We start from the raw sequence: 20,509 nt of genomic DNA, 5'->3' as shown, positions 1-20,509 counted from the left end.
GACACGCCGTCGGCTCCCTGTGAGAACGCGCGGCCGCCGCCGTCAGCCGGCGCGACCGCCCGAATCGCCCCGGAACGTCCCGGTTGTCAGTCCTGCGCCGACCGCCGCCAGCGGATGCCCGCCTCGATGAACCCGTCGATGTCCCCGTCGAACACCGCGGAGGTGTTGCCGACCTCGTGCTCGGTGCGCAGGTCCTTGACCATCTGGTACGGGTGCAGCACGTAGGACCGCATCTGGTCGCCCCAGGACGCCTTGATGTCGCCCGCGAGCTCCTTCTTCTTCGCGTCCTCCTCGGCCCTGCGGACCAGGAGCAGGCGCGACTGCAGGACGCGCAGCGCGGCGGCGCGGTTCTGGATCTGCGACTTCTCGTTCTGCATCGACACGACGATGCCGGTCGGGAGGTGCGTCATGCGGACCGCGGAGTCGGTGGTGTTGACCGACTGGCCGCCGGGGCCGGAGGACCGGAAGACGTCGACCTTGATCTCCGACTCGGGGATCTCGATGTTGTCGTCGCTCTGCTCGATCAGCGGGATGACCTCGACGGCCGCGAAGGACGTCTGCCGGCGGCCCTGGTTGTCGAACGGCGAGATGCGCACCAGGCGGTGCGTGCCGGCCTCGACCGAGAGGTGCCCGAACGCGTACGGCGCCTTCACCTCGAACGTCGCGGACTTCAGGCCCGCCTCCTCCGCGTACGAGGTGTCGAGCACGGCGGTCGGGTAGCCGTGCCGCTCCGCCCATCGCAGGTACATCCGCATGAGCATCTCGGCGAAGTCCGCCGCGTCGACGCCGCCCGCGCCGGCGCGGATCGTCACCACGGCCTCGCGCTGGTCGTACTCGCCGTTCAGCAGGGTGCGGACCTCGAGCTCGCCCAGGTCCTTGCGGATGGTCACCAGCTCGGCCTCGGCCTCCGCGAGGGTCTCGGCGTCGCCGCCGTCCTCCGTCGCCATCTCGACCAGGGTCTCCAGGTCGTCGATGCGGCCCCCGAGCCTGTCGACGCGGTCCAGCTCGGACTGCGTCGCGCTCAGCGCGCTCGTGACCTTCTGCGCGGACTCGGGGTCGTCCCACAGGTCCGGCGCCGAGGCCTTCTCGGAGAGCTCGGCGATCTTCGCGCGCAGGGCCGTGGGGTCGGACACCGCCTGGATCGACTGGAGCGTGCTGCGCAGGTCGCGGATCTCGGCGGGGAAGTCGGTGGCTGCCACGACGGTCCAGGCTACCGGCTGCCGGCAGGCCCCACGAGCAGGGCCGCCGCGCCCGGCGCCGGTCCCGTCCCGGGCGCGCGGCGAGCCACTACGGTGTGAGCGTGAACAGCCCAGCCCCGTCCGGACGCCAGCACACCCTCGCGCACGGCGCGCACCGCGCCACGATCGCCGAGGTCGGCGCGAGCGTCCGCACCTACGCCGTCGGGGGGCGCGACGTCGTGCTCCCGTTCGCCGAGGACGCCCTCGCCCCCGCCTACTCCGGGGCGGTGCTCGCCCCGTGGCCGAACCGCCTGCGCGACGGGCAGTACACGTGGGAGGGCACGGAGCACCAGGTCCCGGTCACCGAGCCCGACCGCGGCACCGCGCTGCACGGCCTCGTCGCGCACGTCCGGTTCGAGCGGGTCACGGGCGACGACGCCTCGGTCACCCTGCGCCACGACCTGGTCCCCACGCCCGGCTACCCGTGGTCGCTGCGCCTCGACGTCACGTACACGCTGTCCGACGCGGGGCTGCGCGTGCACGTCGTGACGACGAACCTGTCCGGCACCGCGGCGCCGTACGGCATCGGGTTCCACCCGTGGCTCTCCCCCGGCGACGCCGCCGTCGACGACTGCACGCTGCGCGTCGACGCGACGTCCCAGGTCACGAACGACGAGCGGCTGCTGCCCACGGGCACCCGGCCGCTCGCGGGCGCCGAGGACCGCCGCACGCCGCAGCCCCTCGCCGGCGTCGCGCTGGACGACGCGTTCGTCGACGTCACGCGGGACGCGGACGGCCTGTCGTGGATCGTGCTCGGCGCGCCCGACGGCCACGCCGCCGCGATGTGGATGGACGGGACGATGGACACCTGGCAGGTGTGCACCGGCGACGGCATCCCGCTGATCGACCGCCGCGGGGTCGCCGCCGAGCCGATGAGCTGCATCGCCGACGCGTTCCGGACCGGCGAGCGCCTCGTGCGCCTCGAGCCCGGCGCGAGCCACGAGGTGACCTGGGGCATGACGCTGGTCTGAGCCGCCGTCCCGCACGGACGCACGAAGGCCCCGCCGGTCACCGGCGGGGCCTTCGTGCGTCCAGGGGGTCCGGCGTCAGCCGTAGTACTCGCCGTCGGCCATGACGCCCTTCGTGTACTCCCAGTGCCAGCGCTCGTAGGGCCCGCTGCCGCCAGGGCGAGCCCACGAGGGGTTCTCCCAGCCGAACACCGGGGCGTTGTCGTTCATCCACTCCCACTGGGCGCCCGTCGTCTGCGAGCTGCACAGGTCGACCGCGAGCCCCCAGCCGTGGTTGCTGCGGCCGGCGGGCGCGGCCAGGCCGCCCTTCGCCGCCTTCACCGCGCGCTGCTCGGCGAGGGTGCGGTAGCCGCTCGACAGGCACAGGTCCGTGCCGAACCGCGTGACCCACATCGCGTTGAGCTCGGCGAGCGCCTCGGCGGCGTCCGCACGGAGCTGGGTCGTGCCGTCCCAGAGGTAGCAGAGGTCGGACTGCGGCAGCTGGCCGTTCGCGCTGTCCGTGCCGGCCTCGCCGCTGCACCCCGGCAGGATCTCGCGCTCCTCCGAGCGGCTCACGTCGACCTGCGCCCGCACGGCGGTCGCGTCGGCGGACACGAGGGACGCGGGCGGCAGCACGGCCGACGGGGACGACGTCAGCGCCTCCACCGTGCTCGGCAGCGTCGCGTCGGCCTGCGCGTCGGTGTACCCGTCGTCGCTGCGCGCGGCCTGCTGCGAGAGCGGGACGGCGACGGTGACGGCCGCGAGGGTCACGAGGACGCCGGCGCGGGTGCCCCACCGGGCGAGCGGTCCCGTGCGGTGGTCGCGGGCTGCCGGCGCGGCGGTGACGGCCACCGCGGCGGCCGTCGCGGCGCGGGGCGCGCCCGCGTGCCGGGAGGCCTCACGGAGCTGGCGACGGGTCGGGGAGCCGGTGGCGGCAGGCTGCACGCTGTGCGACGCCACGGGGCCTCCGATGCTCGCGGGTGGACGAGGGATCCCGTCCGGGAGGCGGGTACGGACGCACCGCGGTCACGGCTCCCGGGGGGACGATCACGAAACCATAACGGGCGCGCGGGCCTGCTCCAACCCCCTCGGGGCGAGATCGTTGACGGATCATCGGCGTGTCGCGCCGGATCACCCACCGGGACCACCCGGACGTGTGACGAAGGTCCCACGAACGGGTGCACGGGGACCCCCGTCAGTGCCGCACGGCCCCGCGCTGCATCGCGTCCCGCACCTCGCCGACGAGCTCCTCGAGGATGTCCTCCAGGAACACGACACCGACCGCCCGGCCGTCCTCCTCCACCCGCGCCAGGTGGACGCCGGAGCGCTGCATCGCGGCGAGCGCCTCCTCCACCTCGTCGTCGGGCGAGACGACCGCGAGCGCCCGGACCCGCCACGCCGGCACCGGCAGGCGGCGGGACTCGTCGTCCGCGTACAGGACGTCCTTCACGTGCAGGTACCCGACCGGGCTGCCGTCGCGGCCCAGCACCGGGAACCGGCTGTAGCCCGTGCGGGCGACGAGCCGCTCCACCTCCTCGGGGGTCACGTCGGCGGGCACCGGCACGAGGTCCGCCACCGGCACCATGACCTCGGCCGCGGTGCGGTCGGAGAACTCCAGCGCACCCGACAGCAGGCCCTGCTCGTCGGCCAGCAGGCCCTCGGCCTGCGACTGCTCGACGATCGACTGCACCTCCTGGGCGGTGAACGCGGACGCCACCTCGTCCCGGGGGTCCACGCCGAACAGCCGCAGCACGTGGTTCGCCACCCAGTTCAGCCCCCCGATGACCGGCCGCACGACGCGCGCCAGCCACACCAGCGGCGGGCCGAACACCAGCACGGCGCGGTCCGGGCCGGACACGGCGAGGTTCTTGGGCACCATCTCGCCGAGCACGACGTGCAGGTACACCACGACGAGCAGGGCGACGACGAACGCGATCGGGTGCGCCAGGCTCGTGCTCACCCCGAGGGCGTGCAGCGGGTCCTCGATGAGGTGCCCGATCGCCGGCTCGGCCACCAGGCCCAGGCTGGTGGAGCACACGGTCACGCCGAGCTGCGCGCACGCGAGCATCAGCGAGACGTGCTCCATCGCCCACAGCACGGTCACGGCGCGGCGGTCGCCCGCCTCGGCCTTCGGCTCGATGGCCGAGCGGCGGGCGGAGATGATCGCGAACTCGGCCGCGACGAAGAACGCGTTGCCGGCCAGCAGCGCGACGGCGAGGGCGAGGGCGAGGCCGTTGCTCATCGACCGGCTTCCTCGTCCGCGACCGGCGCCTCGGCGGGGCGCACGACGACGCGCTCGACGCGGCGGCGGCTCATCGACTCCACGCGCAGCACGACGGAGCCGGCCCGGACCTCGTCGCCCACCTCGGGGACGCGCCCGAGCGCGGCCATCACGAGGCCGCCGAGCGTCTCGTACCGGCCGTCCTCCGGGACCACCAGGCCGGTGGTCTCGGTGAGCTCGTCCGGCCGCAGCAGGCCCGAGACCTCCCACGCGCCGTCGGCGCGCCGCGAGGCCGTCGTGCGGCGGCGGTCGTGCTCGTCGGCGACGTCACCCACCAGCTCCTCGACGACGTCCTCCAGGGTCACCACGCCGGACGTGCCGCCGTACTCGTCCACGACCACCGCCATCTGCAGGCCGTGCTCGCGCAGCTCCACCAGCAGCGGGCCGAGGTGCACGGTCTCCGGCACGCGCGGGGCGTCGACCATCAGCGCCGCCGCCGGCACCTCGCCGCGGCGCTCGTACGGCACGGCGATCGCGCGGCGCAGGTGCACCATCCCCACCACGTCGTCCGAGTCGTCCCCGATCACCGGGAACCGGGAGTGCCCGGTCTCGCGGGCCAGGCGCACGACGTCCGCCGCGGTGTCCTCCCGGCGCAGCACGACGACGCGCTGCCGGTCGGTCATGACGTCGACCGCGGTGAGACCGGAGAAGTCGATGGAGTTGGTGATGAGCACCGCCGTCGACGCGTCGAGCGTCCCGACCTGGGCGGACCGGCGGACGAGCGCGGCGAGCTCCTGCGGCGACCGCCCGCCGGACAGCTCCTCGCGGGGCTCCACGCCGACGCGCCGCAGCAGCGCGTTCGCGCTCGAGTTGAACAGGGTGATGAGCGGTCGCAGCGCCGTCGTGAACCCGCGCTGCAGCGGGGCCACCCACCGGGCGGTGCCGAGCGGCCTGCTGATCGCGAAGTTCTTGGGCACGAGCTCGCCGAACAGCATGGAGAACCCGTTGACGAGCACGAGGGTCAGCACCACCGCGACCACGCCGCCGGCCGCCGCGCCGAGGGCGGACTCCCGCAGCGGGCCGCCCAGCAGCCGGCTCACGGCGGGCTGCGTGGTGTAGCCGAGCAGCACGGTGGTGACCGTGATGCCGACCTGGGCGCCGGACAGCTCCGTGGACAGCCGGCGCAGCGCCTTCAGGACGCTCTGGCCGCGGCGGTCGTCCGGGCGGGTCTGGCGGTCGACCACGCCGGGGTCGAGCGTGACCAGGGAGAACTCGCTGGCGACGAACACGGCGGTCCCCGCGGTCAGCACGACGCCGAGCAGCACGAGCAGCCACTCGGTCAGCACGGGTCACCCCGGCGGGCGCGGGTCCCGGCGCGGGCACGGGGCCCCGCGAGGAGGTTCAGGAGGCAGGGAGGGCCGGCATGGTCGCCCCCGGGCTCGTCGGCCCGGGAAGGACGCCGGCAGCGACTTGAGCTGCTCATGGTGGGGTCGATCATACGAAACCTCCACACCCGCGCTCTACGCTGGGTCGATGACGTTCGCTTCCCGTCCCGGCGGTGCCGCCGGCAGCCCCGCGGGCACCCCGGGCTCCGCGTCCACGTCGGTGCTCGTCGTCGAGGACGAGCCCGCCATCGCCACCGCGGTCGCGCGGCGGCTCTCCGCCGAGGGCTGGCAGGTCGAGACCGTCGGCGACGGGCTCCAGGCCGTCGACGCCGCCGCCCGGCTGAACCCCGACGTCGTCGTGCTCGACGTGATGCTGCCGGGGATCGACGGCCTCGAGGTGTGCCGCCGCATCCAGGCCGACCGGCCCGTCCCCGTCCTCATGCTGACCGCGCGCGACGACGAGACGGACATGCTCATCGGGCTCGGGGTCGGCGCCGACGACTACATGACCAAGCCGTTCTCGATGCGCGAGCTCGTCGCGCGGGTCAAGGCCCTCCTGCGGCGCCAGCAGCGGGCGGCGCTCGCCGCGGAGCTCGCGGCGGTGTCGCCCGAGGCCGAGCCGCCCGTCGCGGTCGGCGACGTCGTCATCGACCGCGCGCAGCGCCGCGTGCACCGCGCCGGCGAGGAGGTGCACCTCACCCCGACCGAGTTCGACCTGCTGCTCGCGCTCGCCGCCAGCCCCCGCACCGTGCTCACGCGCGAGCGCCTGCTGGCCGAGGTGTGGGACTGGGTGGACGCCTCGGGGACCCGCACCGTCGACTCGCACGTGAAGGCTCTGCGCAGGAAGCTCGGCGCGGACCTCATCCGCACGGTGCACGGCGTGGGCTACGCGCTGGAGCCGGCCGGCACGGGCACCGGCGGCGCGTGACGGTCCCCCGGCACCAGCGGCCGCGCGTCGGGCGGCTGCCGGACGTGCGGCCGCTCGACCGGCTGCGCTCCATCAAGATCAAGCTGGGCGTGCTCGTCGCGGCGGCGGTGTTCGTCGCCGCCCTGCTGACGTGGATCGGCCTGAACAACGCGCTGGGCCCGACGCGGACGTTCCCGATCGTCATCGTCATCGCCCTCGTCATGACGCAGGTGCTCGCCCGCGGCATGACGTCGCCGCTGCGGGAGATGACCGCGGCCGCGCGGGCCATGGCGGCGGGCGACTACAGCCGCCGCGTGCGCGCGACGAGCCGCGACGAGGTGGGCGAGCTCGCGGCGGCGTTCAACCGCATGGCGGACGACCTCGAGCAGGCCGACTCCCTGCGCCGCGAGATGGTCGCGAACGTGTCGCACGAGCTGCGCACCCCGGTCACCGCCCTGCAGGCCCAGCTCGAGAACATCGTCGACGGGGTGAGCGACCCCGACCCGGAGTCCATGCGCGCCGCCCTGGCCCAGACGCAGCGCCTCAGCCGGCTCGTCGCCACCCTGCTCGACCTGTCGCGCCTCGAGGCGGGGGCGGTCGACCTGCAGGTCACCGAGGTGCCGCTGCAGCAGTTCCTCGAGGAGGCCGCGCAGGAGGGGCGCCTGGTCGGCGCCTCCAAGGACCTCACGTTCCCGGTGCAGGTGGAGCCGCCGGACCTCACGGTGCCCGCCGACCGCGAGCGCCTGCACCAGGTGGTGGCCAACCTCGTGCAGAACGCGGTGCGGCACTCCCCGCGCGGCGCCCCCGTCCGGCTCGAGGCGCACCGCGCCGGCGGCTGGGTGCGGATCGACGTCGTCGACCAGGGCCCCGGCATCGCGGCCGACCAGCGGCAGCGCGTCTTCGAGCGGTTCGCGCGCGGCAACACGCCGGCGATCACCGGGCAGATCTCCACGGGCGGCACCGGGCTCGGGCTGTCGATCGTGCGCTGGGCGGTCACGCTCCACGGCGGCACGGTCGAGGTCGCCGACACGGACACCGGCTGCACCATGCGCGTGATGCTCCCCTCGCGGCGCACGTCCCGGCCCGCGACCGCCGCGTTCTAGCGGCTCCGTCCGGCGGCGGAGGCCCGCCGGCCACGGCGGCGCGCGGTTTCCGCCTCGCGACGGATCCGCCGGGCCGCCGCCGGCTCCTAGGGTCGGGGCATGCCACCCGACGCCACGCACGCCATCGAGGTCAGCCACCTCACGAAGACGTTCGGCCAGGTCCGGGCCGTCGACGACCTGAGCTTCACCGTCCGGCCCGGCCGGGTGACCGGGTTCCTCGGCCCGAACGGCGCCGGCAAGACGACGACGCTGCGGATGCTGCTGGGGCTGGTGACGCCGACCAGCGGCACCGCCACCATCGGGGGCCGCCGCTACACCGAGCTCGACCGCCCCATGCGGACCGTCGGCGCCGCGCTCGAGGCCGCGGACTTCCACCCCGGCCGCACGGCGCTGGACCACCTGCGCGTGTTCGCGCCGCAGGCCGGGGTCCCGGACTCCCGGGCGCCCGAGGTGCTCGACCTCGTGGGGCTGGGGTTCGCCGCGAAGCGCCGGGTCGGCGGCTTCTCCCTCGGCATGCGGCAGCGGCTCGCGCTGGCGACCACGCTGCTGGGCGACCCGCCCGTGCTGCTGCTGGACGAGCCCGCGAACGGCCTGGACCCCGAGGGCATCCGCTGGCTGCGCGACCTGCTGCGGGCGCTCGCCGCCCAGGGCCGGACCGTCCTGGTGTCCTCGCACGTGCTCTCCGAGGTGCAGCAGACGGTCGACGACGTCGTCATCATCGCCGGCGGCCGCCTGGTGCACGCCTCCACGCTCGAGGAGCTGGGGCGCATGACGGAGCCGCGCGTCCGCATCTCCTCGCCGGACGCGCAGCGGCTGGACGCGCTCGTGGCCGCCCACGGCTGGACGGCCGGCCCCGTCGCTCCCGGCGTCGTCGAGGTCACCGGCACCGACGCCGCCGCCGTCGGGCACGCCGCGTTCGCGGCCGGTCTCGAGCTGCACGAGCTCGCCACGCACGCCGCCGGCCTGGAGGAGCTGTTCCTCAGCCTGACGTCGTCGACCGCCGAGCACGCCGCCCCGCCCGGGGCACCGCCGACCGCCACCGGGCCGACCGCCGCCGACGCGTCCACCGGAGGTGCGCGATGAAGGACACCCTGGTCTCCGAGTACCGGAAGATCGTCACGACCCGCACCTGGTGGGTGCTGCTGGTCGTCATGGTCGGCTACATGGCGTTCCTCGGGACGATGATGGCGTTCGCCTTCACGTTCGACGACGGCTCGCAGGTCTCCACGGGCGGCGGCGCCACGCCGGTCGTCGACCCGCGGGACATCGCCGTGGCGGTGTACTCCCTGCCCGCCTCGCTGGGGTACGCCCTGCCGCTGCTGGTCGGGGTCCTGGCCGTGACCGCGGAGTTCCGGCACCGCACGCTCACGCCGACGCTCCTGGCCCAGCCCGACCGCAACCGGTTCGTGGCCGGCAAGCTGATCGCGTCGATCCCGATGGGCCTGCTGTACGGCGTGCTCGGGACGCTCGCGACCGTCGCCGCGGGCGCCACCGTGTTCGCCTTCACCGACGCGGACGCGTTCCTCGGGGACGCGCAGATGTGGGGCGTCATCGCCCGGACGGTCCTCTCGCTCACCATCTGGTGCGTGCTCGGCGTCGGGCTCGGGTTCGCGCTGCCGAACCAGGTCGTGGCGATCATCGTCGTGCTGGCCTTCACGCAGTTCGTGGAGCCGATCGCGCGGCTGGTGCTCAACCTCAACGACGCGACGGCGGGCATCGCGCGGTTCATGCCCGGTGCGGCGGGCGAGGCGATCAGCGGCGGGTCGTTCTACTCCGCGAGCGGCCTGGGGGACCTGCTGTCACCCGCGGCGGGCGCCTTGGTCCTGGTCGGCTACGCGCTGGTGCTCGCCCTGGTCGGGCGCCTCACGACGCTGCGGCGCGACATCACCTGACGGCACCGGGTCACCTGACGGCACCGGCCAGGCGCGCGAGCGGCCCGGCGGCGTCGCGGACCGCCGCGGCGTCGGCCGGGCCCAGGCGGGAGAGCGCGGTCTCCAGCGTCCGCGCCCACGCCTGCTCGACCGTCTCGCGGCGCCGCCGGGCGAGGGGCGTCGGGTGCAGCCGGGCGACCCGCCGGTCGGCGGCGTCCGCGACGCGCTCGACGAGCCCTCGCCCGGCGAGCCCGCGGACGGCGGCGCTCACGTTGCTCTGCCGCAGGCCGAGGGCCTCGGCGGCGCCGCCGACGCTCGTCCCGGGGTGCCGGTCGACGTACCGCATGACCTCGAACTCCGTCGGGGGCAGCCCGGGCAGCCCACCGGCCTCGGAGTCCTGCTCCCGGCGCACCGCGCGCGAGAGGTCGTGCAGCGCGGAGGCGAGCTGCCGCAGGGCGTGCGTGGCGTCGGTGCTGGCGTCGGTCACCGCTCGAGGCTACCGCGGCCCATATGACTCGACATATATGACCTCATAGATAGGATGCTCCCCGGCAGCGGCACCGAGCCGCCCTCCGTCCGCGCTGGAGCACCCCCCATGACCACGTCCCCGGGCCCCGCCGTGCCCTCGACCACGACCGCACCCGCCCGCAGCACCCCGCAGCTCGGCGGGGACCGGCCGCTCACGCCCGCGGTGACCGTCGCCCTCGCCCTCCTCACCGCGATCGCACCGCTGGCCACCGACATGTACCTGCCGGCGTTCCCGCAGCTCGCGCGGGACCTCGGCACCAGCGCCTCGGTCGTGCAGCTGTCCTTGACGACGTTCCTCGTGGGCCTCGCGCTGGGGCAGCTCGTGATCGGGCCGCTCTCCGACCAGCGCGGCCGCCGCGGGCTGCTCGTCGCCGGCAGCGCGGTGTGCGCCGCAGCGGGGCTGGCCTGCGCGCTCGCGCCCTCCGCCGGCTTCCTCGTCGCCGCCAGGTTCGTCCAGGGGTTCAGCGGCGCCGCGGGCGTGGTGCTCAGCCGCGCGGTCGTCAGCGACCGGGCGCGCGGGGACGCCGCCGCCCGCGTGTTCGGCGTCATGATGCTCATCCAGGGCGTCGCGCCGGTCGCGGCCCCGCTGGTCGGCGGCACGCTCGTGACCGCGGTGGGCTGGCGGGGCGTGTTCGCCATCCTCGCCGGGGCGAGCGCGCTCATGCTCGTCGCCGTGCTCGCGCTCGTCCCCGAGACGCTCCCCCGCGAGCACCGCACCGGCGGCGGCCTGGCGAGCACCCTCCGGGACGCCCGCGCCGTGCTCAGCAACAGGCGCTTCGTCGGCTGGACCGGGTCGCTCGTGCTCGGCTTCGCCGCGATGTTCGCGTACATCTCGGCCTCGCCGTTCGTGCTGCAGAACGTGCTCGGCCTCTCGGTCGGGGCGTACTCCCTGGCCTTCGCGGCCAACGCCCTGGGCCTCGGGCTCGTGGCCGGGCTGGGCACGGCCCTGGTCGGCCGGTTCGGGGCCCGGCGCCTGCTGACGGCGGGCGTGACCGCGGTGGCGGTGCTCAGCGTGCTGCTGCTGGTGGACGTCGTGCTGCTCGACCTGCCGCGCCTGCCCACCCTCGTGCTGCTCTTCCTCACCGTGAGCGCGCTCGGCCTGGTGTTCGGCAACGCCACCACCCTCGCCACCGACGAGGCGGCGGGGGCGGCGGGCACCGGGTCGGCCCTGCTCGGGGCGCTCCAGTTCGGCCTCGGCGCGCTCGTCTCGCCGCTCGTCGGCCTGCGCGGGGAGCACGACGCGCTCCCGATGGCCGTGACGATGGTCGTCCTCGCGCTCGGTTCCGCGGTCGCGGCACGGGTCGCGGCGACCGCCCCGCACGACGCGCCCATGACCGAGTTGGCACGCGGCTGACCCGGGGCAGACCCGCGGATGGGGCCCCCGACACCCCTCGCGGACCCGGCGTGTGACGAGCACGTGAACCACCCGCGCGTCACCCTCCCCGACGGGAGACGACACGCAGTCAGGACGTAGGGTTGGCCACGAACCGATCCGGCGAAGACGCGGTCAGTGACCGCGGAGGAAGTGGGCGATCCTCGCGTGTCCCAGCATGCCGAGCCAGACGTGAACCGGGCCGACTTCGGCGCGAACGCGTGGCTGGTGGACGAGCTGTACGAGCAGTACCTCCAGGACAAGACCGCGGTCGACCCGGCGTGGTGGGACTTCTTCGAGGGCTACCGCCCCTCGTCCCCCCAGCCGACGACCTCGGGGGCACCGGACGGCGCGTCGGGGGACGCCGCCACCGCCGACGGCCGTGCCGCGTCCGGCTCCGGGGGCGACGGGGCGACCGCGACGCCGGCCCCGGCCGCGTCGCCCGCGCCCGCAGCGGACGGCGCACCCGGCGGCGAGCGCGACGGCACCGTGGCCGAGGCCGGCGCCACGCGGCCGGCGCACACCGGTGACGGCACCGCGGTCCCGCCTGCCCCCGCCCCGGCGGCCTCCGCCCCCGCGGGCCCGGCGCCGACGCCGCGCGACCCCGAGCCGGTGCCGACGACGTCCCCGGTGGCGACCGCGCAGCCCGCGACCGCCCCCTACGCGCCCGCCGCGAAGGCCGCGCGCGAGGCGGAGCTCGAGCCGCCGGAGGCCGCGGACGAGGTGCAGCGCCTGCGCGGCCCCAGCGCGCGCGTCGTCACCAACATGGAGGCCAGCCTCGAGGTGCCGACCGCGACGTCGGTCCGCGCGATCCCGGCCAAGCTGCTCGTCGACAACCGCATCGTCATCAACAACCACCTGGCGCGCGGCCGCGGCGGGAAGGTCTCGTTCACGCACCTCATCGGCTTCGCGCTGGTCGAGGCGCTCGGCGAGATGCCGGCGATGAACAGCGCGTACACGCTGGTCGACGGCAAGCCCGGCGTCATGACGCCGGCGCACGTGAACCTCGGCCTCGCGATCGACCTGGCGAAGCCGGACGGCACCCGCCAGCTGCTCGTGCCGAGCATCAAGAAGGCGGAGGCGCTCGACTTCGCCCAGTTCTGGACGGCGTACGAGGACGTCGTGCGGCGCGCCCGCGGCGGGAAGCTCGGCGTGGACGACTTCGCCGGCACGACGATCTCGCTGACCAACCCCGGCACCATCGGCACGGTGCACTCGGTGCCGCGCCTCATGCAGGGGCAGGGCACGATCATCGGCGTCGGGGCGATGGACTACCCGGCGGAGTTCCAGGGCACGTCCGACGAGCAGCTCAACAAGATGGGCGTGTCCAAGGTGCTGACGGTGACGTCCACCTACGACCACCGCATCATCCAGGGCGCGCAGTCCGGCGACTTCCTGCGCATCCTGCACCGCAAGCTGCTCGGCGAGGACGGGTTCTACGACCGGGTGTTCGCGTCGCTGCGGGTGCCCTACGAGCCGATCCGCTGGGTCAAGGAGGCGGCCGACCCGGACGCCGAGGCCATCAAGCCGGCCCGCATCGCCGAGCTCATCCACGCCTACCGGTCGCGCGGCCACCTCATGGCCGACACCGACCCGCTGGCGTACCGGCTGCGCAAGCACCCCGACCTGGACGTGCAGACGCACGGCCTGTCGCTGTGGGACCTGGACCGCACGTTCCCGACCGGCGGCTTCACGGGCCGGCCGCGCGCCACGCTGCGCCAGGTGCTCGGCCTGCTGCGCGACTCGTACTGCCGCACCACCGGCTTCGAGTACATGCACCTGCAGGACCCCCGCCAGCGCCGCTGGCTGCAGGAGCGGCTGGAGGCCGGCTACGCCCCCACCCCGCGCGAGGACCAGCTGCGCATCCTGCGCCGCCTGAACGCGGCCGAGGCGTTCGAGACGTTCCTGCAGACCAAGTACGTCGGGCAGAAGCGGTTCTCCCTGGAGGGCGGCGAGTCCGTCATCCCGCTGCTCGACGCGATCCTGTCCCGCGCGGCCGAGGGCGGCCTGGACGAGGTCGCCATCGGCATGGCGCACCGCGGCCGGCTCAACGTGCTCGCGAACATCGCCGGCAAGTCCTACGGGCAGATCTTCAGCGAGTTCGAGGGCAACCAGGACCCGAAGTCCGTGCAGGGCTCGGGCGACGTGAAGTACCACCTCGGGACCGAGGGCGTGTTCCAGTCGGAGTCCGGCGCCTCGACGCGGGTGTACCTCGCGGCGAACCCGTCGCACCTGGAGGCCGTGGACCCCGTGCTCGAGGGCATCGTCCGCGCCAAGCAGGACCGGATCGACCTGGGCGGCGACGGGTTCTCCGTGCTGCCGATCCTCATCCACGGGGACGCGGCGTTCGCGGGCCAGGGCGTGGTCTTCGAGACCCTCAACCTGGCGCAGCTGCGCGGCTACCGCACGGGCGGCACGGTGCACGTCGTCATCAACAACCAGGTCGGCTTCACCACCGGCCCGTCGTCGTCGCGCTCCTCGCAGTACGCCACCGACGTGGCCAAGGGCCTGCAGGTGCCGATCTTCCACGTCAACGGCGACGACCCCGAGGCGTGCGTCCGGGTCGCCGAGCTCGCGTTCGAGTACCGCGAGCAGTTCGACCGCGACGTCATCATCGACATGGTCTGCTACCGCCGGCGCGGCCACAACGAGGGCGACGACCCCTCGATGACCCAGCCCCTCATGTACAACCTCATCGAGGCCAAGCGCTCGGTGCGCAAGCTCTACACCGAGGCGCTGGTGTCCCGCGGCGACATCACGCTCGAGGAGGCCGAGCACGTGCTGCGCGACTACCAGGCGCAGCTCGAGCGGGTGTTCGCGGAGACCCGCGAGGAGGGCTGGACGCCGCCGTCGCCGGACGCCGAGCCGGTGGCCGGCCTGGAGCGCCCCGAGTCCCAGCGCGAGGACGCGGGCGTCATCATCGGCTGGCAGACGGCCGTCCCGGCCAAGGTGCTGGAGCGGATCGGTGCCGCGCACGTCCGGGCGCCCGAGGGCTTCACGGTGCACCCGAAGCTCGCGCAGCTGCTGGCCCGGCGCGAGCAGATGTCGCGCGAGGGCGGCATCGACTGGGGCTTCGGCGAGATCCTCGCGTTCGGGTCGCTGCTCATCGAGGGCACGCCGGTGCGGCTCGCGGGGCAGGACTCCCGCCGCGGGACGTTCGTGCAGCGGCACGCCGTCCTGCACGACCGGGAGACCGGCGCGGAGTGGACCCCGCTGCTGTACCTGTCCGCCGACCAGGCGAAGTTCTGGGTGTACGACTCCTCGCTGTCGGAGTACGCCGCGCTCGGGTTCGAGTACGGCTACTCCGTCGAGCGTCCCGACGCCCTGGTGCTGTGGGAGGCGCAGTTCGGCGACTTCGTCAACGGCGCGCAGACGGTCATCGACGAGTTCATCTCCTCCGCCGAGCAGAAGTGGGGCCAGCACTCGTCCGTCGTGCTGCTGCTCCCCCACGGCTACGAGGGCCAGGGCCCGGACCACTCGTCGGCCCGCATCGAGCGGTTCCTGCAGCTGTGCGCCGAGGGCAACATGACGGTGGCGCAGCCCACGACGCCCGCCTCGTACTTCCACCTGCTGCGGCACCAGGCGTACACGCGCCCGCGCCGCCCGCTCGTGGTGTTCACGCCGAAGTCGATGCTGCGGCTCAAGGCCGGGGCGTCGGCGGTCGAGGACTTCACGTCGGGCACGTTCCGGCCGGTCATCGGCGACGACGTGGCGGCGAGGGACGCGGCGCGGGTCGACCGCGTGCTGCTCTGCTCCGGCAAGGTCTACTGGGACCTCGTGGCGCAGCGCGAGAAGCTCGGCGACGAGCGCACGGCGGTGCTCCGGTTCGAGCAGCTCTACCCGCTCGACCACGAGGGCCTGCGCGCCGCGCTCGCGCCGTTCGACGGCGCCGAGCTGGTGTGGGTGCAGGACGAGCCGCGCAACCAGGGGCCGTGGAGCTTCATGTCGATGGCGCTGCCGCAGGTGGTCGGCGCCCCGGTGCGGGCGGTCTCCCGCCCGGCGTCGGCGTCCACCGCGGCGGGCTCCGCGAAGGTGCACCAGGCGGAGCAGGCGGACCTGCTGCGGGCGGCCTTCGAACGCTGAGCCTCCCGGTACCCGCGCCGCCCCCGCGCCGTCCCCCTCCGGGACCGGCGCGGGGGCGGCGGCGTCTCACCCGGCCAGGCCGAGGCGCCGGGCCAGCGGCACCGCCCGCACGAGCGCGTGCGCGGCGAGCCCCCCGGCGGGCAGCAGCAGGTCCACCTGGGTGCGCGGCGCGGGCCACAGGCGGGCGCCGACGGCGTAGTGCGACCCGAAGCCCGGGTCGACGAACGGGGCGTCCGTGGCGCCCAGCAGGTACGTCATGGCGACGACCCGGCCGACGGACCCCGGGCTGAACTTCCGGAACCGCTCGTCGTACGCGTCGAGCATCCCGAACCAGCCGCCGCCCGAGCGCGCGAGGTACCCGGTCCACAGCGTGTGCGGTCCGGCGGCGAGGCGCAGCACCGCGAGGTCGCCGTCCTCCCGGAACGCCCGGGCGGCGTCGCGGAACCAGTGCTCGCGGCGCGGGTCCAGCCCGACGGCCGCCCCTCCGCGGTCCGTGTCGCCCTTCCACCCGGCGGACTGCAGCTCGACGAACCGGTCGTCCGCGTCGGGCCGGGCGGCCTCGAGGTGCAGCGCGATCGGCTCGCCGGTCTCACGCGTGATGCCGCGCACGACGCGGCGGAGCTTCTGGGCGTCCCCGGGGCGCAGGTGCGCGGTCGACAGCGGCGGGTCGACGATGACGCCGTCCACCGGGTCGGGGACGTCGAGCACCGTGAACGCCTCGCGCGGCGCCCACGCCCCGGTCTCCCGGGAGCGCTCGACGACGGGCAGCCGCCGGCGCCGCACCACCTCGGCGAGCGCGTCGGCGAGCGGGCCCTCGAGGGGGAACCGGCGCAGGAGCGCGAGCCCGGGCAGGCCCACGGTCGGGGCGCCCCGCAGCAGGGCGTCGAGCGCCTCGACGGCCCGCCCGCGGCGCACCAGCGGGTGGTGGCGGTCGGACTCGAGGGTCATGTAGTCCCCGCCCGTGGTGAGCGCCTGGACGGGAAGGCGCGGGATCACCCGCTTCGTGGTCAGCGCCAGCACGGCGAGCCAGCGTGCGCCCTCGGTCACGACGAGCAGCCGGAGGTCGGCGACGCGCTCCCCGAGGTGCCGGGCGGCCAGGAGCTGGCGCGGGTCCAGGCACATGTTGGGGGCCACGGCGTCCGAGGCCAGGTCCTGCCAGGCCCTCCCCTCCTCGGCGGTGACGTCGACGAGCGGGAGAAGCCTGACCTGCATGTCGCCTCCGGGCACGGGGACGCCGGGCCTCCCCCGGCTCCGAGCCACGCTAGGCGTCCCTATGTCCGTTTTGTATGCATCCGGCGGGTGAAGTCGTGCGAGCTCATGCCACGGCTGCCGCCGCCGCGCGCTCCGCGTCGTCCGTGCACGCGAACTGCCGGCGGTAGGCCTGGGGGCTCGTGCCGAGGACGCGCGCGAAGTGGTGCCGCAGGATCGCCGCGCTGCCGAACCCGCTCGCCCTGGCGACGTCCTCGACCCCGGCCGCCGTGCGCTCCAGCATCTCCTGGGCCCGCACGAGCCGCTGCCGGGTGATCCAGGCGGCGGGCGTGGTCCCGGTCTCGGCGCGGAACCGCCGCGCGAAGGTGCGCTCGGACATCAGCGCCCGCGCGGCGAGGTCCGGGACGGTGAGCTCCTCGTCCAGGTGCTCGACGAGCCACGCCAGCAGCGGCGCCAGGGTGTCCGCGTCGCACGGCAGCGGCGTCTCGACGTACTGCGCCTGGCCGCCGTCGCGGTGCGGCGGCACCACCATGCGCCGGGCGATGGCGGCGGCGTCGCGCGCCCCCAGCTCCCGCCGCACGAGGTGGAGGCAGGCGTCGATGCCGGCCGCGGTGCCGGCGCTGCTGATGACGCCCCGGTCCTCCACGTAGAGCACCGCCGGGTCGACGTCCGCGGCGGGGAACCGGCGCGCCAGGTCGTCGGCGTACATCCAGTGCGTGGTGCAGCGCCGACCGTCCAGCAGGCCGGCCTCCCCGAGCGCGAACGTCCCCGAGCAGATGCTCATCACCCAGGCCCCGCGCTCGTGCGCGTGCCGCAGCGCCTGCAGCACCGGCGCGGGCAGCTCGTACGGGGCCCCGTACGGCAGCGCGATCACGAGGTCGGCGTCGGCCGTGGCCTCCAGCCCGGCCGGCACGTCGAGCCGCAGGCCCTGCTTCATCGGCAGGGGGCCCGGCTCCGGGGTGCACACGGTGAAGTCGAACCGCGGACCGCCCGTGTCGGAGCGGTCGATGCCGAAGACCTCGCACACGAGCCCGAGCTCGAAGGCGGCCACCCCGGGGACCGCGATGGCGGCCACGCGTCGCAACATGCGGCCAGGATGCCACGTCTGGCGGGATCTCGACGAGATACGGCCCTCCTGCCACTCGTGGCGGGACATCGATGTCGGCAGGATTCCTGCCATGGCGATCACGATCCTCCTCCTCGGCCTGCTGACCCTCCTCGTCTGGCTCACGGCGCGCCTCGTCGACACGGTCCGCCATGACGGCCTCGGGCACCGGCCCCCGCCCCCGTCGCGGCACGACTGGACCGAGGGCAGCCGCCTGCGCTGAGCGCCGCGCGGTCCCGGCACGGGGACCGCGCGGCCACCCCGCCGTGCGCGCGTCGCACCGGCTCCCGGACCGCACGGCTGCGACACTGGACCCCGCACGTGCGCGGCCACCGCCGCGCGGCACCGAGAGGACGGGGACGGACGTGGGCGAGCAGGCGCTGCGCCTGGTGGTGGTCGGGGACGAGCTGGCCGCCGGGGCGGGCGACCCCCGCGCGCTGGGCTGGGTCGGCCGCGTCGCCGCCCGCACGGCCGCCCCGCTGCCCCCGACGGTGCTCACCCTGGCGGTGCCCGGGGAGACGACCACCGGCCTGTCCGCCCGGTGGGAGGAGGAGGTCGCCCGGCGCACCTCCCCGGAGGTCGAGACCCGGCTGGTCGTCGCGCTCGGCCGGGCCGACGCGCTCGCCGGACTCTCCCTGGCCCGCAGCCGGCTCAACCTCGCCAACGTCCTCGACGCCGCGGAGCAGCGGCGCATGCCGGCGTTCGTCGTCGGGCCGCCGCCCGGCGCGGGGGTCGACGCGACCACGCTCGCGGACCTGTCCGCCGCGTTCGCCGACGTCACCACCCGGCGCCGCGTGCCCTACGTCGACACGTTCACGCCGCTCGCCGGGCACGAGCAGTGGCTCGCGGACCTCGCCGCCGGCGACGGCGCCCTGCCGGGCCAGGCCGGGTACGGCCTCATGGCGTGGCTCGTGCTGCACTCGCACTGGAACGCCTGGCTCGGGCTCCCGGAGGACGTGGTCTAGCCCGGCGTCACCGGGGCAGCGTCGCCTCGATCGCCGCCCGGGCGCTCGCCAGGACGGTCCGGACCGTCTCGGCGGTCAGCGGCGTGATGCCGCCTCGCTGCTCGGCCTCCCGCAGGGCGGCGCGGACCTGCGTCCGGAACGCGGCGAGGTCCGCCTCGGCACGCACCCGGCGCCGGTGCGCGGCCCGCTGCTCCCGCCGCGCGGCGCGGTCCGGCTCGCCCGGCGCGCCGTGCCGCCCGGCGTCGTCCCGCGCGTCCGTCCCGGGTGCCCCCGGCGCCCCGGGCGCACCGTCCGACCCGGCCGGGGCCCCGGCCCGGGCCTGCTGGGCCGCCGCCGCGAGCTCCGCGCGCAGCCCCGCCATCGACCCGACCACGTCGGTCCGCACCTGCGCCGCGAGCTCCCGCACCGACCGGGCCACGTCGTGCTCGAGGGCGACCAGGTCGGCCCGCCGGTCGCGCAGCTCCTGCCGCCCCCGGTCCGTGAGCGCGTACGTGGCCGTGCGGCCCTCCTGCGTCCGCGCGACCAGCCCGTCCTCCTGCAGCCGCGCCAGCCGCGGGTACACCGTGCCCGCACTCGGCCGGTACAGGCCGCCGAACCGGTCGGACAGCGCCGTGATGAGCTCGTACCCGTGGCGCGGGCCGTCCTCCAGCAGCGAGAGCAGGTAGAGCCGGAGCTGCCCGTGCGCGAAGACCGCCATCAGGCTCCCGGGACGGGACCGCCCGCCCCGGGCCCCGCCGGCGGCACCACGGGCTCCGCGAGCGGCGCGCCGTGCAGGACGGTGAGGTGGCCGGACACGGTCTGCGTGGTCACGAAGCACGTCGCCTGGGGGTCGCGCAGATCCACGCTCGTGCGCCCCGGACGGCGCTCGCCGTGCTCGACGCCGTCGACCACCACCCGGCCCGACACGCTGCGCGCCTCGACGCCGACGCCGTGCCCCGCGGGCAGCCGCACGGCCACGTCGCCCGAGACGGTGCGCGCCTGCACCACCGAGCTCGCCGCGAGGCAGTCGAGCGTGACCTCGCCGGACACCGTCGTGACGGTGACGCGCGACAGCGCGCCCGAGGCGGTCACCGCGCCGGACACCGTGCCGGCGGACAGGTCGCCCGCGTGGTCGCGCACGACGACGTCCGAGGAGACGCTCTTGAGCGACAGGGCACCGCGCGTGCCGTCGACCACGACCGCGCCGCCGACCGTGGACACCGAGGCGTCCTGCTGCACGCCGGCGAGCAGCAGGTCGGCGTTCACCGACGCCAGCGAGACGGCCGCGCCGCGCGGGACCGCCACGTGCACCTCGACCCGGTCGCGCTGGTGCGGCCCGCGCATCTTGTCGATCAGCCCGTCGAGCCCGGTGACGGACCGCACCCCGGCCCAGAGCGCGCCGTCGGCGTAGGTGACCTCCAGCGGCATGCCGTCCACGCGGTGCACCTGGATGCGGGCACCCGTCGCGTCGGGGTCGTCGTGCGCCACGACGTCGACCCGCCCCCCGTTCACCTGGACGCGCAGGGACCGCACGTCCTCCACGTCGACGGTCTGGGGGCCGATGACGACCCAGGACTCGGTGGCCACGGCAGGCTC

General features: G+C 75.3%; 18 protein-coding genes. 9 read left to right on the top strand and 9 right to left on the bottom strand.

Going from position 1 to position 20,509, the window contains the following annotated elements; all coding sequences use genetic code 11:
• Positions 1–86: 86 nt before the first annotated feature.
• Positions 87–1,199 (bottom strand): peptide chain release factor 2, encoded by a 1,113-nt coding sequence (gene prfB, locus P9841_RS17310; RefSeq protein ID WP_283319823.1) that lies wholly within the window; start codon positions 1,197–1,199, stop codon positions 87–89.
• Positions 1,200–1,300: 101 nt separating this feature from the next.
• On the opposite strand from prfB, the gene P9841_RS17305 reads away from it, so the two are divergent.
• On the top strand, positions 1,301–2,209 hold the full coding sequence (locus tag P9841_RS17305) for an aldose 1-epimerase family protein (RefSeq protein ID WP_283319822.1): 909 nt from the start codon (positions 1,301–1,303) through the stop codon (positions 2,207–2,209).
• Between the two features lie 75 nt (positions 2,210–2,284).
• Here P9841_RS17305 and P9841_RS17300 read toward each other — a convergent pair whose 3' ends face one another.
• The 3 genes from P9841_RS17300 to P9841_RS17290 form a co-directional block, all read right to left on the bottom strand.
• The gene (locus tag P9841_RS17300; RefSeq protein WP_283319821.1) at positions 2,285–3,145 is read right to left on the bottom strand and encodes a M15 family metallopeptidase; all 861 of its coding nucleotides are present in this window, start codon (positions 3,143–3,145) and stop codon (positions 2,285–2,287) included.
• Between the two features lie 235 nt (positions 3,146–3,380).
• The gene (locus P9841_RS17295) at positions 3,381–4,427 is read right to left on the bottom strand and encodes a hemolysin family protein (RefSeq protein WP_283319820.1); all 1,047 of its coding nucleotides are present in this window, start codon (positions 4,425–4,427) and stop codon (positions 3,381–3,383) included.
• Complete coding sequence (locus P9841_RS17290) at positions 4,424–5,752, bottom strand: hemolysin family protein (protein ID WP_283319819.1); 1,329 nt, start codon at positions 5,750–5,752, stop codon at positions 4,424–4,426. The genes P9841_RS17295 and P9841_RS17290 overlap by 4 nt, the downstream gene beginning before the upstream one ends.
• A 187-nt stretch (positions 5,753–5,939) precedes the next feature.
• Here P9841_RS17290 and P9841_RS17285 point away from each other — a divergent pair, with 187 nt between their 5' ends.
• From P9841_RS17285 to P9841_RS17270, 4 genes are all read left to right on the top strand, one after another.
• Complete coding sequence (locus P9841_RS17285; RefSeq protein ID WP_283319818.1) at positions 5,940–6,719, top strand: response regulator transcription factor; 780 nt, start codon at positions 5,940–5,942, stop codon at positions 6,717–6,719.
• On the top strand, positions 6,716–7,801 hold the full coding sequence (locus tag P9841_RS17280; protein WP_283319817.1) for a HAMP domain-containing sensor histidine kinase: 1,086 nt from the start codon (positions 6,716–6,718) through the stop codon (positions 7,799–7,801). Before P9841_RS17285 ends, P9841_RS17280 begins: the two co-directional genes overlap by 4 nt.
• Before the next feature lie 99 nt (positions 7,802–7,900).
• Positions 7,901–8,884, top strand: a complete 984-nt coding sequence (locus P9841_RS17275; protein ID WP_283319816.1) for an ABC transporter ATP-binding protein — start codon at positions 7,901–7,903, stop codon at positions 8,882–8,884.
• A complete protein-coding gene (locus P9841_RS17270; RefSeq protein ID WP_283319815.1) occupies positions 8,881–9,693 on the top strand; it encodes an ABC transporter permease in 813 nt (270 codons plus the stop codon). Before P9841_RS17275 ends, P9841_RS17270 begins: the two co-directional genes overlap by 4 nt.
• Positions 9,694–9,703: 10 nt before the next feature.
• Here the strand turns inward: P9841_RS17270 and P9841_RS17265 are convergent, their stop codons facing one another.
• Positions 9,704–10,159 carry a MarR family winged helix-turn-helix transcriptional regulator gene (locus P9841_RS17265; RefSeq protein ID WP_283319814.1) on the bottom strand — a complete coding sequence of 152 codons (456 nt, stop codon included), beginning with the start codon at positions 10,157–10,159 and terminating at the stop codon, positions 9,704–9,706.
• 108 nt (positions 10,160–10,267) lie between these two features.
• Here P9841_RS17265 and P9841_RS17260 point away from each other — a divergent pair, with 108 nt between their 5' ends.
• A complete protein-coding gene (locus P9841_RS17260) occupies positions 10,268–11,554 on the top strand; it encodes a multidrug effflux MFS transporter (RefSeq protein ID WP_283319813.1) in 1,287 nt (428 codons plus the stop codon).
• A gap of 210 nt (positions 11,555–11,764) precedes the next feature.
• Positions 11,765–15,655 (top strand): multifunctional oxoglutarate decarboxylase/oxoglutarate dehydrogenase thiamine pyrophosphate-binding subunit/dihydrolipoyllysine-residue succinyltransferase subunit, encoded by a 3,891-nt coding sequence (locus tag P9841_RS17255; RefSeq protein ID WP_283319812.1) that lies wholly within the window; start codon positions 11,765–11,767, stop codon positions 15,653–15,655.
• Positions 15,656–15,721: 66 nt separating this feature from the next.
• Here the strand turns inward: P9841_RS17255 and P9841_RS17250 are convergent, their stop codons facing one another.
• Positions 15,722–16,867, bottom strand: coding sequence for a GNAT family N-acetyltransferase (locus tag P9841_RS17250; RefSeq protein ID WP_283319811.1), 1,146 nt, complete (start codon positions 16,865–16,867; stop codon positions 15,722–15,724).
• A gap of 103 nt (positions 16,868–16,970) precedes the next feature.
• Entirely contained in the window at positions 16,971–17,951 is a 981-nt protein-coding gene (locus P9841_RS17245; protein WP_283319810.1) for a GlxA family transcriptional regulator, read from the bottom strand.
• A 91-nt stretch (positions 17,952–18,042) separates the two neighbouring features.
• On the opposite strand from P9841_RS17245, the gene P9841_RS17240 reads away from it, so the two are divergent.
• Together P9841_RS17240 and P9841_RS17235 are read left to right on the top strand one after the other, a co-directional pair.
• Positions 18,043–18,192 carry a hypothetical protein gene (locus P9841_RS17240; RefSeq protein ID WP_283319809.1) on the top strand — a complete coding sequence of 50 codons (150 nt, stop codon included), beginning with the start codon at positions 18,043–18,045 and terminating at the stop codon, positions 18,190–18,192.
• 142 nt (positions 18,193–18,334) lie between these two features.
• Positions 18,335–18,934, top strand: coding sequence for a GDSL-type esterase/lipase family protein (locus P9841_RS17235; protein ID WP_283319808.1), 600 nt, complete (start codon positions 18,335–18,337; stop codon positions 18,932–18,934).
• 7 nt (positions 18,935–18,941) lie between these two features.
• Here the strand turns inward: P9841_RS17235 and P9841_RS17230 are convergent, their stop codons facing one another.
• The gene (locus P9841_RS17230; protein ID WP_349306909.1) at positions 18,942–19,631 is read right to left on the bottom strand and encodes a PadR family transcriptional regulator; all 690 of its coding nucleotides are present in this window, start codon (positions 19,629–19,631) and stop codon (positions 18,942–18,944) included.
• Positions 19,631–20,500, bottom strand: coding sequence for a DUF4097 family beta strand repeat-containing protein (locus P9841_RS17225; protein WP_283319807.1), 870 nt, complete (start codon positions 20,498–20,500; stop codon positions 19,631–19,633). The genes P9841_RS17230 and P9841_RS17225 overlap by 1 nt, the downstream gene beginning before the upstream one ends.
• Positions 20,501–20,509: the final 9 nt, after the last annotated feature.

This window comes from Cellulomonas sp. ES6 (genome assembly GCF_030053835.1).
Lineage (GTDB): Bacteria > Actinomycetota > Actinomycetes > Actinomycetales > Cellulomonadaceae > Cellulomonas.
This window is presented reverse-complemented; position numbering and strand designations above follow the sequence as displayed.

What these genes read in the sequence shown, in the direction of transcription:
- P9841_RS17250 (WP_283319811.1), bottom strand. Translation starts at nt 16,867, where the DNA reads ATGCAGGTCAGGCTTCTCCCGCTCGTCGACGTCACCGCCGAGGAGGGG.
- P9841_RS17240 (WP_283319809.1), top strand. Translation starts at nt 18,043, where the DNA reads ATGGCGATCACGATCCTCCTCCTCGGCCTGCTGACCCTCCTCGTCTGG.
- P9841_RS17270 (WP_283319815.1), top strand. Translation starts at nt 8,881, where the DNA reads ATGAAGGACACCCTGGTCTCCGAGTACCGGAAGATCGTCACGACCCGC.
- P9841_RS17295 (WP_283319820.1), bottom strand. Translation starts at nt 4,427, where the DNA reads ATGAGCAACGGCCTCGCCCTCGCCCTCGCCGTCGCGCTGCTGGCCGGC.
- P9841_RS17260 (WP_283319813.1), top strand. Translation starts at nt 10,268, where the DNA reads ATGACCACGTCCCCGGGCCCCGCCGTGCCCTCGACCACGACCGCACCC.
- P9841_RS17245 (WP_283319810.1), bottom strand. Translation starts at nt 17,951, where the DNA reads ATGTTGCGACGCGTGGCCGCCATCGCGGTCCCCGGGGTGGCCGCCTTC.
- P9841_RS17230 (WP_349306909.1), bottom strand. Translation starts at nt 19,631, where the DNA reads ATGGCGGTCTTCGCGCACGGGCAGCTCCGGCTCTACCTGCTCTCGCTG.
- P9841_RS17285 (WP_283319818.1), top strand. Translation starts at nt 5,940, where the DNA reads ATGACGTTCGCTTCCCGTCCCGGCGGTGCCGCCGGCAGCCCCGCGGGC.
- P9841_RS17275 (WP_283319816.1), top strand. Translation starts at nt 7,901, where the DNA reads ATGCCACCCGACGCCACGCACGCCATCGAGGTCAGCCACCTCACGAAG.